We start from the raw sequence: 16,548 nt of genomic DNA on the forward strand, positions 1-16,548 counted from the left end.
GCCGCGCGGGCAGAGAGCTGGCGGGTGAACACCCCGCCCCGCCCGGGGGGGGGCGGGCCCCCCCACGGCTACGGCTCGGCGGCAGCCCGAGCTCCGGGAGTTCAGGAGGCCCGGCGCTCCGGGTCGTGGTGGATCTCCACGCCGCCCGAGTCCCCGAAGGTCAGGCGGCAGGTGTCGGCGCGGTACGTGGCCACGGAGACCGCCGCGGTGCGCCCCCGCGCGTAGAACCGGGTGGTGACGACGAGGACGGGCGCTCCGGGCAGCCGGTCGAGCTCCTTGGCGTCGTCCGCGCGGGCCGAGCCGAGTTCGACCGCGCGGTCCTGGCCGTCCAGGTCGAGACGCTGCAGTTCACGCAGGACGGCACGCGCGCGTGCCACCCCGGCGGGCGCGTCTATCGCCGAGAGGTCGGGCACCGAGCCCGCCGGCACGTAGAGCAGCTCGGCGGCGACCGGCTGGCCGTGCGTGCCCCGGGAGCGGCGGATGGTGTGCACCTCGACGTCGTGGCCCGTCTCCAGCGCGTCGGCCACCGCGGTGGGCGGAACCGCCGTCACGCAGTCCATGGGCTGCCAGGCGTCTCCGACCGCACCCGGCCAGACGTGCTGCTCGGATCCGACGGCCACGCCCACGCGCGGCGGTGCCACGGTGGTGCCCACTCCGCGACGCCGCTGAAGACGCCCTTCCAGCTCGAGCTGTTCGAGTGCCTGGCGCAAGGTCGCCCGGGCGACCCCGAACCTGGCCGCGAGATCGCGCTCGTTGGGCAGGATCTCACCCACCGAGAACTCGGAGTCCAGTGCCTCGCTGAGCACCGTCCTGAGATGCCAGTACTTAGGCTCCGGCACCGTTTCCAGCTGCGTGGTCCCCACCCTGTCCTCCGCAATCGCCGTGACCCGGCGGCGTTTAGCGCCCTTGTTTATTAAAGGTTCCTGCACTATCTCTGCGACCATAAAGCCGCCCTCACCCTTGGTCAAGACCAATCCTCGATCCCTTACGGATTGCATAGGGGGGTGGCGCGGAGCGTTCACGGACCGTTCGCGCTGGGTGACGTTCCCGACATGACGCCGAAAGCCCCCGTCCGCGGAACGGGGGCTTTCGGCTGGTAGGGGGCCGGTGGGACTACTGGTTGCCCAGGGACACGAGCTTCTCCGGGTTGCGCACGATGTAGACGCACCTGATCCGGCCGTCCACGACGTCGAGTTGGAGGACGCTGTCCGGCTTGTCGCCGGACAGGACCAGCACCGCCGCGCCGCCGTTGAGCTCCAGGAAGCGGAACGAGAGGCCGAGGGCGCCCTTCCCCGCGACTCCGAGGAGGAACCGGCCCACCTTGTCGGCCGTTTCGATGACCCGCAGCGGCGCCTTGGACAGGCCACCGCTGTCGCCGACGAGCCGGACGTCCGGGGCCAGCAGGGACATGAGCCCCTCCAGGTCCCCCTCCACCGCCGCGGCGAGGAACCGTTCGGTCAGGTCGCGGCGTTCGGCCGGGTCGACCTCGTAGCGCGGACGCTTCTCGTCGACGTGCCTGCGGGCCCGCGCGGCGAGCTGGCGCACCGCCGGCTCGCCGCGCTCCAGGACGGCGGCGATCTCCGCGTACGGGAAGCCGAAGGCCTCCCTGAGCACGAACACCGCGCGTTCCAGGGGGGACAGGGACTCCAGGACGACGAGGACGGCGAGCGAGACGGAGTCGGCGAGCACGGCCCGCTCGGCGGTGTCACCGACGGTGTCCCCGAAGTCGGTGACGTACGGTTCGGGGAGCCAAGGCCCCACGTACGCCTCGTTGCGCGACCGCACCTGGCGCAGCCGGTCGATGGCGAGCCGGGTGGTGACGCGCACCAGGTAGCCGCGCGGTTCGCGGACCTCGCTCCGGTCCGCGCCCGACCAGCGGAGCCAGGCCTCCTGGACCACGTCCTCCGCGTCCGCCACCCGTCCCAGCATGCGGTAGGCGACGCCCATGAGGACGGAGCGGTGTTCTTCGAAGACCTCGGTCGCGGTGTCGGTGGTCACCTCTCCATCCCAGCCGACGCGTCCCGCCCTGTCCAGGCGGCACGTGCTCCGCACCGGGCGGGGCGCCGGGAGGCCGATCCGTGGGCAGGCGGGGGGAGTTGACGGGGAGGCTGGTCGCGGCGGCGCGGGGACGGGCACGCGCGCGCGTCGCTCGGTTCCCGGCCACCGGGGGCTACCCGTCGGTAGCGGTTGCTGACAAGCTGTCTACGACGTTGGTTCCGGCAGCGTGCCACCAGACGAGGAGCAGCATCATGTCCGCCACGGTCTCCTTCAGCCTCCCCTCCGCGCACGGCCCGAAGACCGTGACCATGTCCTACGCGCGCGTGGGCACCGGGGAACCGCTGCTCCTGCTGCACGGTATCGGTCACCACCGGCAGGCCTGGGACCCGGTCGTCCACATCCTGGCCGCCGAGCGCGAGGTGATCGCCGTCGACCTGCCGGGGTTCGGCGCGTCCCCGGCGCTGCCCGAAGGGCTCACGCACGGCCTCGGTACGGTGGTGCCCGTGCTCGGCGCGCTGTGCGAGGCGCTGGGGCTCGACCGGCCGCATGTGGCGGGCAACTCGCTGGGCGGGCTCCTCGCCCTGGAACTGGGCCGCGAGAAACGCGTACGGTCCGTCACCGCGCTCTCGCCCGCCGGTTTCTGGACGACGGCCGAGCGGCGGTACGCGTTCGGGGTGCTGATGGCGATGCGGCAGGGTGCGCGACGGCTGCCGCTTCCCGCGGTCGAACGCCTCTCGCGCACCGCGGTCGGACGGGCCGTCCTGACCAGCACCATCTACGCCCGGCCCGGCCGCCGTTCACCCGAGGCCGTCGTCGCGGAGACCCTGGCGCTGGCGCACGCGGAGGGATTCGCCGAGACGCTACGGGCGGGCATCACCGTCCAGTTCACGGACGACGTCCCGGGACTGCCCGTCACCGTGGCCTGGGGCACCCGGGACCGGCTGCTGGTGCGCCGTCAGGGGATCCGCGCCAAGCAGATCATTCCGCGGGCCCGGCTGGTGCGGCTGCCCGGCTGCGGACACGTCCCGATGAACGACGACCCCGCGCTCGTAGCCCGCGTCATCCTCGACGGCAGCCGCTGAACACGGTGTGCCGGCGGCCGGGGTACGTCTCCCGGCCCGGCGCACCCGTGCTCCGGAGCCCAGGGCGACTCCCGTACCGACCAGCACGCTGCCGGCGGCCTGCGCGGCGCCGTACGTGCCCGTGCCGACGAGCGGCGCGGTCCAGGCCGCCGCGACGGGGATGAGACCGGAGAAGAGCGTGGCGCGCTCCGCGCCGATGCGCTGCACGCCCGTGTACCAGGCCACGAAGCCGACGACCGTGACCACCACCGCCTGCCACAGCAGCGCGGCGGCCTCGGCGGCGTCGGGCGTCCGCAGCCCACCACCGCCGGTGAGGATCCCGGCCGCCGCCGACTCCAGCGCGGCGATCCCGCACACGGTGGCCGACAGGAGCCGCGGGCCCAGGGGACGCAACACCGGCACGGCGAGGACCGCGAAGCCCACCTCGCCGGCCAGCGCGCACCCGGAGTACGCGATGCCCACGCCGTCGGTCCGGCCCCAGCCCTGGACGGTGCAGGCGCCCAGCGCGACGAGCGCCGCCCCGTAGAGGACCCGGCGCCGCGGACGGCGCCCCTCGGCGAGGGGGACGAACACCGCCACGACGACCGGGGCACAGCCCACGAAGACACCCGGGACCGCCGGTTCCGCGGTGCGTTCCGCCGCGAGCACGGCGAGGTTGAAGCCGACCATGCCCACGGCCGCGAGCAGCGCGAGCCGCGCCCACTGGCGCGGCGCGAGCCGACGCAGCGGTGCCGTGCCATGGCGGCCGACCAGGGGCAGCAGCAGCGCGCAGGCGAGGCCGTAGCGCAGGAACTGGCCGCCCGCGTACGGGTAGTGGCCGAGGACGCTGTTGGCGGTGAAGGAGCCTCCGACGAGGACACAGGCGAGGGCGGCGAGCAGCGACCCCCTGGTGGTGGCGTTCATGACGACGACGCTACGAAGGGTCGCGGTCCGGTTTAAGGTCCACTTCCATGACGTCATCGGGGACCAGTCGGGGCGGGCCGGAGGCTCCCGCCCAGCACACCCCCGCCCCGCGCACCCCCGACCCGGATGGCTCCGCCCCGCACATCCCCGATCCGGACGCCTCGGCCCGGAGCGGCCCCGGCCCGGCGGGCCCCGCGCCCTGGACCGCCGCCTGGGAGCTGCTCCTGCCGACCGCTTCGGCGCCGGCACGCGCGCGTGGCCGCGCGCTTCAGGGCGCGCTGCGGGAGGCGGTCCGTACGGGCCGGCTGGCGCCGGGCACCCGGCTGCCGTCCAGCCGTGAGCTGGCCGTCGATCTCGGAGTGTCGCGGGGGCTGGTCACCGAGGCGTACGAGCAGTTGGCCGCGGAGGGATATCTGCGCAGTGGCCACGGCGCGGGGACCTGGGTCGGCGACGCCGTTCGCGCGGGCCGCCCGGCCGCCCGCGATCTCGCCCCGCGCCCCACCGGGGCCGGCGCCGACTTCCTTCCCGGGACACCGGACCTGTCCCTGTTCCCGCGCGCCGCCTGGGCCGCCGCCCAGCGCGGGGTCCTCGCCGAACTGCCGCACCACGCACTGGGCTACCCGGATCCGCGCGGTCTGCCCCGGCTGCGCACCGCCGTGGCGGAACTGCTCGTGCGCCGCCGGGGCGTGGTCGCGGACCCGGAGCGCGTCGTCGTGGTGTCCGGGGTCGCGCAGGCGATGACGCTGCTCGGATTCGCACTCCACGCGCGCGGGACGCGCGCCGTCGGTGTCGAGGACCCCGGCAGCCCCGAGCACGGTGCCCTGTACGCCTCGGCGGCGGTCGGCACCGTACCGCTGCCGCTGGACGGGGAGGGGCTGGCCATGGGACCGCTGCGGGCGTCCGGCGTACGGGCGGTGGTGACGACGCCCGCCCATCAGTTCCCCTCCGGGATCGCGTACTCCGCGCGGCGCCGCGCCGAACTCCTCGACTGGGCACGCTCGGTGGACGGGCTGGTCATCGAGGACGACTACGACGGGGACTTCCGCTACGACCGGGCTCCCGTTGGGGCACTTCAGGGGCTCGATCCCGAGCGGGTCGCCTACACGGGGTCGGTCAGCAAGTCGCTGGCGCCCGGTCTGCGGCTCGGCTGGCTGCTCGTACCGGCGTCACTCGCCGCGGAGGTCGTCGCGCGCAAGCGCACCATGGACCTGGGCAACCCCGTCGTCGACCAGGCGCTCCTGGCGCGATTCGTGGAACGGGGCGACTACGACCGGCAGTTGCGCCGCTGCCGGCGCGCCTACCGGGAACGGCGGGACGCCCTCGTCTCGGCCCTCGCGGAGCACTTTCCGGGCACGGAGGTGTCCGGGATCGCGGCGGGTCTGCACGTCATCGCCGCGTTGCCGGACCGGTACGGGCCGCAGCACCGCTTCCTGCTGCGGGCCACCGCCGCCGGGGTGGCGGTGCGTCCGCTGACGGACTACGAGCGGGCCGTGCGGGCGGGTGGCGTGCGTCTGGTCCTCGGTTACGCGCACCGGTCCCCCGCGCAGATCCGCGACGGGGTACGGCTGCTGGCGACGGCGGTACGGGGCCAGGGCCCGTCAAGGTGAGCGGCCGGGCGGGGAGCCCTCAGCGGGTTCGCCCGAGGGCCCGGCCCACCCACCGGTACAGGTGCGGGCCGGCGCCCGCTCGACCTGGGAGGCACGGCCGATTCCGTTGCCCCCAGGGCCAGTTGTTCACTCACGGTTTCCGTACCCGCTGCGGCGCACCAGTAGTTGTGGCTTGCACACCGGCCGGTTCCGTCCCTGGAGGCGCATTCATGTCACACCGTCCGCAAGGCCCCCTCCCGCTCCCCGGCCGCCGCGGCGTGCTGCGCGGCACGCTGGCCGCCTCGGCCGCACTGGCGCTGCCCACCGCGCTCGGCGCCGCCCCGGCGCTGGCCCTGTCCGGACGGCCGAAGGCCGGCTGGGGCGTCCAGGCCGGCGACGTGACCGCGGACTCCGGTCTGGTGTGGGTCCGTTCCGACCGCCCGGCCCGGATGATCGTCGAGACGTCCGCGACCGAGTCGTTCCGCAACCCGCGCCGGTGGCACGGACCGCTGCTCGGCGCGGACACGGACTTCACCGGTACGACCCGGCTGCGCGGGCTGCCCGCGGGCGAGCAGATCCATTACCGCGTCCTGCTCGCCGACGCCGACGACCCCCGGCGCACCGGCGAGCCGGTGACGGGCACCTTCCGGACCGCGCCCGCGAAGCGGCGCCGGGACGTGCGGTTCGTCTGGTCCGGTGACCTGGCCGGACAGGGCTGGGGCATCAACGAGTCGATCGGCGGCTACCGGATCTTCGACGCGATGGCGAAGGTGGACCCGGACTTCTTCCTGTGCAGCGGCGACAACATCTACGCCGACGGCCCGATCGCGGCCACCGCGGCGCTTCCGGACGGCGGTGTGTACCGGAACGTCACCACCGAGGAGAAGTCGCACGTCGCGGTCACCCTGGCCGACTACCGGGGCAACTTCCGCTACAACCTGCTGGATTCCGCGCTGCGCCGCTTCAACGCCCAGGTACCGAACATCATCCAGTGGGACGACCACGAGGTCCGCAACAACTGGTACCCGGGAGAGGTCATCGGGACCGGCACGCCCTACCCGGCCGGTACGGCCCTCGACGACCTGGCGGTCCGTTCCCGGCGTGCCTTCTCCGAGTACTTCCCGATCTCCACGATCAGCGGGCGCCCCGACGGCAGGATCTACCGGACCGTCCACCACGGCCCGCTCCTCGACGTGTTCGTGCTGGACATGCGGACCTACCGCAACGCCAACTCGGCCGACGACCAGACCACCGACCCGCAGGGCATCCTCGGGCGCGAGCAACTGGATTGGCTCAAGCGCGAACTGGCCGCTTCGCGTGCGGTGTGGAAGGTGATCGCCAACGACATGCCGCTCGGGCTGGTCGTGCCCGACCCGGGCGAGGGCAAGCCGAACTTCGAGGCCGTCGCCCAGGGCGACCCGGGCGCTCCGCTCGGCCGCGAACTGCAGATCGCGGAGCTGCTGCGGTTCGTCAAGCACCGCAGGATCACCGGAACGGTCTGGCTGACGGCCGACGTGCACCACACCTCGGCACAGCACTACCACCCGTCGCGGGCCGCGTTCAAGGACTTCGAGCCCTTCTGGGAGTTCGTCTCCGGACCGCTCAACGCGGGCGCGTTCCCGGCGAGCGCCCTGGACGGCACCTTCGGCCCGGACCGGGTCTTCGTCAAGGCGCCCACGGCCGCCAACGTCTCCCCGGCCGAGGGGTACCAGTTCTTCGGAGAGGTCGACATCGACGGCGACAGCGGGGAGTTGACGGTGCGTCTGCGGGAGCAGGACGGCAGCGTGCTGTTCACACAGGTGCTTCAGCCGGGACGTGTGGGGCAGTAGCTCCACGGCACCTCCCGACTCCCGTACCCTCGACATGTCGGGTCGCGCACCGGAGTCATCCCCCGGTGCGCGCCCGCGTGGCCGCACGCGCCGCCGCGTGCTCCGCCGGCCCCGGCGCCCCCTCTCCGCCTCGCGCGCCCGTCGTCGTACCGGACCCGTGACACGGGCCTTCGCGGCGGCCCCGGGGAGCCGTCCTCCGAACCGCCGCGACGGGCGGGTTCGCAGGTCGGAGGCCGGTTGTCAGTGGTCGCGTCTACGGTTTTCCCATGACACGATCTCTGCGGGCCGTGGCCCACACCCGACCCTCCGTGAGGGAGTCCGTCCCGGGCGGCGGGCTGGGGCTCCAGACCTCGCAGGGCGCGACCCCGACCGGAGTCGAGGACCATCCCCGGTTCGTCACAGGATTCCTGACGTCACCTCAGGTGGAGGCGACCGGTCCCCGCGGGTGTACGTCCCTCCGGTCGCCGCCGGTTCGCCGGCCGCCGACGCCCGCGTCGCCGGGGCCCGGGAAGTCGTCCTGCCCGGTATGGGGTTCACCCTCACGCTGTGTACCGGGAGGGCGCGTGGGTCCGGGCACGGCACGAATCGACGGGGACGGGTGATGAGTTCACTGCTGGAAGCGGTACGGACGGGGCGGACGGCCGAGGCCGTGAGCCTGCTCGACGGGATGACGGACGTCGAACGGGGCGCGCTCGTACCTGAGTTGAAGGCCCTGCGGAGCGAGTTGCGGGGCGCTCCGTGGGACGCGGCGTCCCGTCGCGCCTGGCCCACGCTGCATCTGGCGGGGGCGGCCTGCCAGACCGGCGCCGCGGGCGTGGCCACCTGGATCGCGGCGGCCGACATGCGGTGGGCCCAGGCCTCGCCGGCCGTGCTCCTCGACGTGCTCGGGGACCGCGAGCCCGACTGGCTCGCCGACGTGACCCACCGGCTCGCCCGGCGTCCCTTCGCGACCGGCGCCGTCCCCTACGCGCTGATGGCCGGACTCGTGCGGCTCTCCGGCTGCCCGGCGCCGACGACCGACGCCTACGTCCAGGGCTGGATGGATCACGTCGGCTCCGGCTGGCAGCGCGGGGACACCGTGCTCGACCGGCTGCGCAAGGATCCGCATCTGCCGGAGCTGGTCGCCGCGCTCTTCAAGGTCGACGGCATCGGCGGTCGTGTGGAGTGGCGGTACGGCGAGGGTCCGAACAGCTGGACGTACGCGCTGGCCCGGCTGACCGAGGACGGGGTACTCGACCGCACGGTGATGGTCGACGCCTGCCTCGCCCGACTGCTGCGCGGCGGCCCCTCGAAGGAACTGCGGGCGTTCCTCGGCCTGTTGACCTCCCTGGACCTCACGGGCGAGGAACGGCGGGACCGCCTGGCCGACTGGATGGCGCTGACCCGCGCGTCCGCGGCTCCCGTCGCCGCCCACGCCCAGTCCGTGCTCGCCTCCCTCGCCCTCGAAGGTGGCCTGACACCCCGCCGGCTCGCGGAGATGTCCTCGGCCGTGCTGTTCCGCACGGAGAAGAAGCTCGTGCGCGCCCAGCTCGTGCTGCTCGGCAAGGCTCTCGCACGTGATCCGGGCAGCGCCGCCGAACTGCTGCCCGCGGTGGTGCGGGCCCTCGGGCAGGAGGACACGGACCTGCAGGAGCGTGCCCTGAAGATCGTGGAGCGCCACGCCGGCGCGCTGGACGGAGCCGACGGAGCACGGGAGTCGCTCACCGAGGCGGCGGACCGTCTCGGCCCCGCCCTGCGCGCACGGGCCGAACGGCTGCTGGGTCTCGACGCGCTCGTGCCCACCCCGGAGCCCCAGAAGGACGTACTCCCGCCCGTCCCGGAGCGGACGCGACTCGCCCCGGCCCCGGCGTCGGCGGTCGAACTGGCCGAGGAGGTCCGTGCCCTGCCCGCGTCCGGCGGTGACGTGGCCGCGTTCGAGCGCATCCTGGACGGGCTGGTACGACACGCGTACGAGGACCGGGCCCGGCTGATCCAGGCCCTGGAACCCGCCGTCGCGCGACGGTGGTGGTCCACCTCGGAGCCCCGGCACCCCGATGTGGACACGTACTTCGGCGAAGCGCCGCGCGGCATCGAGGTCGTCCTCGCCGCACTGCTGGGCCGGATACGTACGGCCACGCTCCACACGGCGGTCCGGCGGGACACCACGCGCCGCGCCTGCAGGCACAGCGCCCTGGCCGACGTCGTCGAGGCACGCGTGTGGGAGGTCGCCCATCGGCTGCGGACGGCGGAAGCGCCGCCGTTCCTGCTGGCCACCCCGTCCTGGAGCACGGGCCTGCTGGAACCCGACGAGCTGGTCGAGCGCCTCGACGCGTACCGGCGACTCGGCATCCGGCCGTGCGCCACCGATTTCGCACAGGCGTTGCTCCGGGTCCGGCGGGACGCCTCCGCGCCGGACATCTGCGCGCGGGACACCTGCGCGCCGGACACCTCCGTCGCGGATCGGGCGCGTTCTCTCGGCACAGCCGAGGGCACACGGCTGGCCGACTGGCTCACCGCCGGGGAGCCGGCCGGCCCGGTGGAGCGGCGACGGACCGTGGGCGTGCGCATCCTGCTGGAGGCGGGCGAACACGAGGAGCTGCTAGGACGGTTCCCGCCGGCGTTCCAGCGACTGGGGCGTCCGTTCTCCGTCTTCGAAGGACGCTCGTACTGCTCGCACGAGGACGGGTCCGAGCGGCAGCACTGGCTGGCGGTCGCCCCGGGGCGGCCGGAGCTGGCCGCCGCCCGACTGCTGCGTGACGTCTCCGCGGCCGCCGTGGACGACACCCGGGGCACCGCCGCCTTTCTCCCCCTCCTCGCCGAGGCCGACGGTGAGGCCGGCGAGGCCGTGCATCTGTGTCTGGCCTACGGACTCGGCGCGCGGCACCCGGAGGACCGGCTGGCGACGGTGGACGCCCTGCTGGTCCTGGCCGCGCGCGGGCGGCTGGACGCGGACCGACTCGGGGCGGATCTCGGCCAGTTGGTGCGCCGGGGCGCCGTGAAGCCGGCGCGGCTCGCCGAGGCGATACGGACGGCGGCGGGCACCGGCGCCCACGCGACGGTCTGGTCGGTGCTCCGCTCCGCGCTGCCGCTCCTGCTGGCCGATCTCGCCGGGGCGGGCGCGGGCGGCGCGCCCTCGCGGGGGCTGGGGGATCTGCTGTCCGTCGCCGCGGAGTCCGCCGAGCGGTCCGGGGCGCGTGGTGATCTCGTCCATCTCGCGCAGACGGCCGACCGACGTGGCTCGTCCAAAGTGGTGACACAGGCTCGTCGGCTCCGGACCGCGCTGACCCAAGGGGCGGGTGCCTGACCAGGCGCGTAACCCAGGCGCTCCGAAGCAGGCAAAACAACCGCAAAAAGAACTACAAAAGGGATAGAAGGACACTTTACCGATCAGTCACAGACCGTTCGTGATCACGCAACACCACTCCTTCACAGTGGCTCCATGACTCCAGAGATGTCTGATGTGACCCGTGCGAGGCACGGTCGTCCTGTTCACCACTGGCGGCGGGACGTCGTGGAACTCGCCGCGCTGTTCACGGCCGTCACGGTCGCGGACGCCGTGGCCAACCTGATCGGGCACGGCCCCGACGGAGCGGCCCTGCTGGTGATCTCGGCCGCCGTCCTGGTCGCCACGGCCGGATTCCACACATGGTGGGCACGCCGCCACGGTCACGCGCCGCCGCCGGACCATACCGGTGCCCGGCCGCTCGGCGCCGGGCGACGGTCCGGGCGGTCCGGGCGGTCCGGGCGGTCCACGGAGAACAAGGAACCCAGGGAAAACAGGGAGGACAAGGAGAACGAGGAGACCGCCGCGGCGCGGGAGGACGCCGACGGGGCGACGGTGCTGTGGCGGATGCGGACGACCGTCAGGGACGAACCGGGTTCGCTCGCCGCGCTGTGCACGGCGCTCGCGCATCAGCGGGTCGACATCCTCAGCCTGCAGACCCACCCGCTCGCGGAAGGGACCGTGGACGAGTTCCTGCTGCGCGCTCCCGCCGGGCTGGCCGCGTCCGGGATCACCCGCGCGCTCTCCCAGGCGGGCGGCACCGGCACCTGGATCGAGCGGGCCGACGCCCACGATCTGGTGGACGCGCCCACCCGCGTACTCGGCCTGGCCACCCGAACCGCCCTGGACGCGGCGGAACTTCCGCTGGCCCTCCGGCAGTTGCTCGGTCGGTGCACCATCCGTTCGCTGCCCGCCAGGTCTCCTGGATCGGGCCGGGCGGTAGAGGGCGCGCCGGTCGAAGGAGCGCTGGAGGACACGGTGATGCGGTTGCGCGCACCGGAGGGTGGGGTGATCACGGTGGAGCGACCGTACCTGCCGTTCACGCCGACCGAGTTCGCGCGGGCGCGGGCTCTGGTCGAGCTGGACGCGCGCCTGGGTCCTCGTGTCCCCCGGGGCCAGGACATGCTGACGCTGCCGGAGGGCAACGAGATCACCGTGCGCCGCGCCGACGTGTCCGACCTGGAGGACGCCAGGGCGATGCACGAGCGCTGCTCGTCGCGCACGCTGACCATGCGGTACCACGGGCCGGTCGGGGACGCGGACCGCTACCTCAACCATCTGCTCAGCCCGCGCTTCGGCCGCACCCTCGCCGTCCGGACGCCGTCGGGGCGCATGGTCGGGCTCGGCCATCTGCTCTGGGACGGCGACGAGACCGAGATCGCGCTGCTCGTCGAGGACGACTGGCAGCGGCGCGGAATCGGTGCCGAGCTGGTCGGCCGTCTGGTGGCGATGGCGGTCGAGGCGGGGTGCGCGAGCGTGTACGCCGTCACGCAGGCCTCCAACACCGGGATGGTCGCCGCGATGCGGGGCCTGGATCTCCCCCTCGACTACCAGATCGAGGAGGGCACCCTCGTGATCACGGCGCGCCTGGACTCGGCACCGGTCCCGTCCACGCTCCCGTACGTCCAGGACCAGCAGGACCGACACGGGTCACCGCTCGGCGGGCGGGTCACGCGGGACTAAGGGCAGTCCCGAAATCCCCGGTGGATCAGCGCGCGGCGCCGGATGCGGTGCGTCGCAAGGCGGAGGGCCGTCCTCGTACTGGGTGTATCCGGGCGATCCGACAACGCGGCGAGGTGCCGTAGCTGTCGTCGTGTGCCCGCCGGGGATCACGGGACAGCCCTTGGGGCGTGTCGCGGACGCGGGGCGGGCGGGACTTCCGCAACACGCCCCGGGCTCCTGTCTGTTCGGGCCCCTCGCCACCACCGCGGAGGGGCAACAGGGCGCACGCCGCCATCAGCGTGGCCGCGGTCGAGCCCGGCGGCGTCCGCCGACTGCTGGGACCCCGGGCGAGGTGCCCGGGGTCTCCCCCGTCACCGGGTGGCCGAACCCGCGTGTTCCTCCAGCCGGTCGCGGCCCTCCGCCTGCGCCGGGCGTACCTCCGTCGCGCGTCCCAGCGCGCCGTCCAGGTCGGCCCACAGGTCCTCGACGTCCTCCAGCCCGACCGACAGCCGCAGCAGGCGGTCGCTCACGCCCGCACCGCGACGGTCGCCCTCGGCGACGATGCGGTGGCTGATGGAGGCCGGATGCTGGATCAGGCTGTCCACGCTGCCGAGACTGACCGCGGGGGTGATCAGTCGGACGCCGGCGATGACCTCGTGCGGGTCCCCGTGCACCTCGAACGCGATCATGGCGCCGCCGATCCGCGGGTAGTGGACGCGGGAGACGCGCGGGTCGGCGGCGAGCCGGCCGGCGAGATCCGCGGCGCTCGCGGACGCGGCACGGACCCGTACCGGCAGCGTCGACAGCCCCCGCAGCAGCAGATATCCGGCCAGCGGATGCAGGACGCCACCGGTGGCGAACCGCACCTGGCGCAGCCGCCCGGCGAACTCCTCGTCGCAGGCGACCACTCCGGCCATGACGTCCCCGTGCCCGCCGAGGTACTTGGTGGCGCTGTGCAGGACCAGGCGCGCGCCCTGCTCCGCGGGGCGTTGCAGCACCGGCGTGGCGAAGGTGTTGTCGGCGAGGAGCGGTACGGAGCCGCAGGCGTGCGCGACGGCGCGCAGGTCGATCTCGGCGAGCGTCGGGTTGGCCGGGGACTCGACCATGACCAGCCCCGTGTCGGGGCGCAGGGCGTCCTCGATGCCCGCCGGGTCGACCCAGGTCACCTCGGAGCCCAGCAGCCCGGCCGTGAGCAGGTGGTCGCTGCATCCGTACAGCGGCCGCACGGCGACGACGTGACGCAGTCCCATCGCGTTGCGTACGAGCAGGACGGCGCTCAGCGCGGCCATTCCGCTGGCGAACGCGACCGCGCTCTCGGTCCCTTCGAGCCGGGCGAGGGCGGTCTCGAAGCGCGCGACGGTCGGGTTGCCGAGGCGTCCGTAGACGGGCGGCCCCTCCGGTTCGGCGCCGTCGGCCGCGAACGCGTCGATGCGGGCGGCTTCGCCCCGGCTGTCGTACGAGGGATAGGTGGTCGACAGGTCTATCGGTGCGGCGTGCAGCCCGGCGCGGGCGAGATCCTCCCGCCCCGCGTGCACGGCCTCGGTGGCCAGAGCGCGGGTACGGATGCGGGAACCACCCCGCGGGTCGGGGGTCCCCGTGCCGGTGCCGGTGCCGGTGTCGGTGTCCGTGCCCGTGAGCCCGGTACCGCCGCCGGAACCGATACGGGTGTCGCGCGTGCCGCGTATGTCCGCGTCCATGTCATCTCCGCCGAAGTCCATGGACAGCAGCCTGAACACCGACCGGGGTCACGGCGCCGGAACCCGTGTTACGTTCGGGCCATGGCCGATTCCGTCGTACTCGATCCGGTGGATCTTCATCTGCTGCGACTGCTTCAGAACGACGCCCGGACGACCTACCGCGACCTCGCCGCGCAGGTCGGCGTCGCGCCCTCGACCTGCCTGGACCGGGTGACACGGCTGCGCCGCGCGGGAGTCATTCTCGGCCATCAGCTGCGGCTCGATCCGGCGAAGCTCGGCCGGGGTCTGGAGGCACTGCTGTCCGTGCAGGTCAGACCGCATCGCAGGGAGCTGGTGGGTCCGTTCGTGGACCGGATCAGGGCCCTGCCGGAGTCCCGCACCGTCTTCCATCTCACCGGCCCCGACGACTATCTCGTCCAGGTCGCCGTCGCGGACATGGCCGACCTCCAGCGCCTGGTCCTCGACGAGTTCACCTCCCGGCGTGAAGTCGCCCGTGTGGAGACCCGGTTGATCTTCCAGCAGTGGGACTGCGGTCCTCTTCTGCCGCCTGCCGGGCCGGGCGCGACGCCCACAGCGAAATCGGGCTGATGCGGACCAAAAGCACGCGATGACGGGCTGACGCGGCACCTGTTCCCGTATGAGGATGTCGGCATGTCAGAGACGAAGAACCCGCTGCCCCGTGAGGTCGCCGACGCGTACGTCGACGACCTCATCGCCCTCGACCCGGTCCTCGGTACGTACCTCGGTGTGAAGGAGAGCGCCGGCCGGCTCCCGGACCCCTCGCCCGCGGGACAGCGGGCCCTCGCGGACCTGGCGCGGGCGACCCTCGCCCGCCTCGACGAGGCGGAGCGGCAGCCGGGCGCGGACAGCGACACCGAGCGCCGCTGCGCGCGGCTGCTGCGCGAGCGGCTGACCGCCGAACTGGCCGTGCACGACGCCGAGGAGGGACTGCGCGCCGTCGGCAACATGCACACGGCCGCGCACGCCGTCCGGCAGGTGTTCAGCATCGCGCCGACCGAGACGGACGAGGACTGGGCGGCGATCGCCGAGCGGCTGCGCGCCGTGCCGGCCGCGCTGGCGGGGTACCGCGAGTCCCTCGCCCTCGGTCTGGAACGCAAGCTCTACGCGGGTCCACGTCCCACCGCGACCTTCGTCGACCAGCTCACCGAGTGGTCCGCCCCGGACGAGCACGGCCGCGCCTGGTTCGAGGACTTCGTGTCCGCGGGCCCCGACTCCCTGCGCGAGGAGCTGGACACCGCCGCGCGGACGGCCACCCGGGCCCTGGTGGAGCTGCGCGACTGGATGCGCGACGTGTACGCGCCCACGATCCAGGGCGCGCCGAACACGGTGGGCCGGGAGCGGTACGCGCGCTGGGCGCGTTACTTCAACGGCACGGATCTCGATCTCGACGAGGCGTACGCGTACGGCTGGGCCGAGTACCACCGGCTGCTCGCCGAGATGCGGACCGAGGCCGAGAAGGTCCTGCCCGGGGCCCGGACGCCCTGGGTGGCGCTGGCGCACCTGGACGAGCACGGCAGGCACATCGAGGGGGTCGACGAGGTCCAGACATGGCTCCAGGGCCTGATGGACCAGGCGATCGACGCCCTGGACGGCACGCACTTCGAACTCGCCGAGCCGGTACGGAAGGTGGAGTCCCGGATCGCGCCCCCGGGCGGTGCCGCGGCTCCCTACTACACCGCGCCGTCGGCGGACTTCTCCCGGCCCGGCCAGACCTGGCTCCCCACGATGGGGCAGACCAGGTTCCCCGTGTACGACCTCGTCTCGACCTGGTACCACGAGGGCGTTCCCGGGCACCACCTCCAGCTCGCACAGTGGGTGCACGTCGTCGAGGACCTGTCCCGCTACCAGGCGACCGTGGGCATCGTGAGCGCCAACTGCGAAGGCTGGGCGCTGTACGCGGAGCGGCTGATGGACGAACTGGGCTTCCTCGCGGACGCGGAGCAGCGGCTCGGCTACCTGGACGCGCAGATGATGCGCGCGGCCCGGGTGATCGTCGACATCGGTATGCACCTGGAGCTGGAGATCCCCGCGGACTCGCCCTTCCATCCCGGCGAGCGCTGGACGCCCGAACTGGCGGAGGAGTTCTTCGGCGCGCACAGCAGCCGGCCCGCGGACTTCGTCGAGAGCGAGCTGACCCGCTATCTCTCGATCCCCGGTCAGGCCATCGGCTACAAACTCGGTGAGCGGGCCTGGCTGAAGGGCCGCGCGAACGCGCGGCGGCGTCACGGGGACGCCTTCGACGCGAAGGCGTGGCACATGGCGGCCCTGTCGCAGGGTTCGCTGGGACTGGACGACCTGGTGGACGAGTTGTCCCGGCTCTGACCGCCGCCGAGCCACCGACGGCAGCCGGGCACGGTCCCACGGCGGCACGGACTCACGGCGGCACGGACTCGGCGGCACGGTCCCACGGCCCGGGGGGCCCGCCCGGGGGGGGGGGCCCCGGGGGGGGGGGGGGGCGCCCGGGCGGGTGGTCCCCCCCGCCAGAGCCCCACCGCACGCGCCCCCCCC

The 16,548-nt window shown here is 73.7% G+C and carries 10 protein-coding genes and 2 pseudogenes; 8 read left to right on the forward strand and 4 right to left on the reverse strand.

The features are described 5' to 3' along the window. Nucleotides 1-101: 101 nt before the first annotated feature. A complete protein-coding gene (locus tag ACFV2J_RS03255; protein WP_385437185.1) occupies nt 102-863 on the reverse strand; it encodes a GntR family transcriptional regulator in 762 nt (253 codons plus the stop codon). 250 nt (nt 864-1,113) lie between these two features. After that, nucleotides 1,114-1,998, reverse strand: a complete 885-nt coding sequence (locus tag ACFV2J_RS03260) for an RNA polymerase sigma-70 factor (RefSeq protein ID WP_385437139.1) — start codon at nt 1,996-1,998, stop codon at nt 1,114-1,116. 251 nt (nt 1,999-2,249) lie between these two features. Between ACFV2J_RS03260 and ACFV2J_RS03265 the strand changes: the two genes are divergently transcribed. After that, nucleotides 2,250-3,080 (forward strand): alpha/beta fold hydrolase, encoded by an 831-nt coding sequence (locus ACFV2J_RS03265; protein WP_385097635.1) that lies wholly within the window; start codon nt 2,250-2,252, stop codon nt 3,078-3,080. Nucleotides 3,081-3,200: 120 nt separating this feature from the next. Here the strand turns inward: ACFV2J_RS03265 and ACFV2J_RS03270 are convergent. Then, nucleotides 3,201-4,040, reverse strand: a pseudogene (locus tag ACFV2J_RS03270) (DMT family transporter); the annotation flags it as partial. Here ACFV2J_RS03270 and ACFV2J_RS03275 point away from each other — a divergent pair. The 5 genes and pseudogenes from ACFV2J_RS03275 (at nt 4,031) to ACFV2J_RS03295 (ending at nt 12,343) form a co-directional block, all read left to right on the forward strand. Beyond that, on the forward strand, nt 4,031-5,590 hold the full coding sequence (locus ACFV2J_RS03275) for a PLP-dependent aminotransferase family protein (protein ID WP_385437141.1): 1,560 nt from the start codon (nt 4,031-4,033) through the stop codon (nt 5,588-5,590). The pseudogene ACFV2J_RS03270 and the gene ACFV2J_RS03275 sit on opposite strands and share 10 nt — an antisense overlap. Nucleotides 5,591-5,799: 209 nt before the next feature. Further along, on the forward strand, nt 5,800-7,398 hold the full coding sequence (locus tag ACFV2J_RS03280; RefSeq protein WP_385085569.1) for an alkaline phosphatase D family protein: 1,599 nt from the start codon (nt 5,800-5,802) through the stop codon (nt 7,396-7,398). A 266-nt stretch (nt 7,399-7,664) separates the two neighbouring features. Beyond that, nucleotides 7,665-7,835 (forward strand): annotated as a pseudogene (locus tag ACFV2J_RS03285) (SWIM zinc finger family protein); the annotation flags it as partial. A 164-nt stretch (nt 7,836-7,999) separates the two neighbouring features. Continuing rightward, complete coding sequence (locus tag ACFV2J_RS03290) at nt 8,000-10,681, forward strand: DUF6493 family protein (RefSeq protein ID WP_385085571.1); 2,682 nt, start codon at nt 8,000-8,002, stop codon at nt 10,679-10,681. 147 nt (nt 10,682-10,828) lie between these two features. After that, complete coding sequence (locus ACFV2J_RS03295; RefSeq protein WP_385085573.1) at nt 10,829-12,343, forward strand: GNAT family N-acetyltransferase; 1,515 nt, start codon at nt 10,829-10,831, stop codon at nt 12,341-12,343. Nucleotides 12,344-12,693: 350 nt separating this feature from the next. On the opposite strand, the gene ACFV2J_RS03300 is transcribed toward ACFV2J_RS03295, so the two are convergent. Next, nucleotides 12,694-14,019 carry a trans-sulfuration enzyme family protein gene (locus tag ACFV2J_RS03300; protein ID WP_385085575.1) on the reverse strand — a complete coding sequence of 442 codons (1,326 nt, stop codon included), beginning with the start codon at nt 14,017-14,019 and terminating at the stop codon, nt 12,694-12,696. A gap of 81 nt (nt 14,020-14,100) precedes the next feature. Here ACFV2J_RS03300 and ACFV2J_RS03305 point away from each other — a divergent pair, with 81 nt between their 5' ends. Together ACFV2J_RS03305 and ACFV2J_RS03310 are read left to right on the forward strand one after the other, a co-directional pair. Beyond that, the gene (locus tag ACFV2J_RS03305; protein WP_266697247.1) at nt 14,101-14,607 is read left to right on the forward strand and encodes an Lrp/AsnC family transcriptional regulator; all 507 of its coding nucleotides are present in this window, start codon (nt 14,101-14,103) and stop codon (nt 14,605-14,607) included. Between the two features lie 63 nt (nt 14,608-14,670). Next, a complete protein-coding gene (locus ACFV2J_RS03310) occupies nt 14,671-16,362 on the forward strand; it encodes a DUF885 domain-containing protein (protein ID WP_385085576.1) in 1,692 nt (563 codons plus the stop codon). Nucleotides 16,363-16,548: the final 186 nt, after the last annotated feature.

The organism is Streptomyces sp. NPDC059668, from assembly GCF_042734135.1.
Classification (GTDB): domain Bacteria; phylum Actinomycetota; class Actinomycetes; order Streptomycetales; family Streptomycetaceae; genus Streptomyces.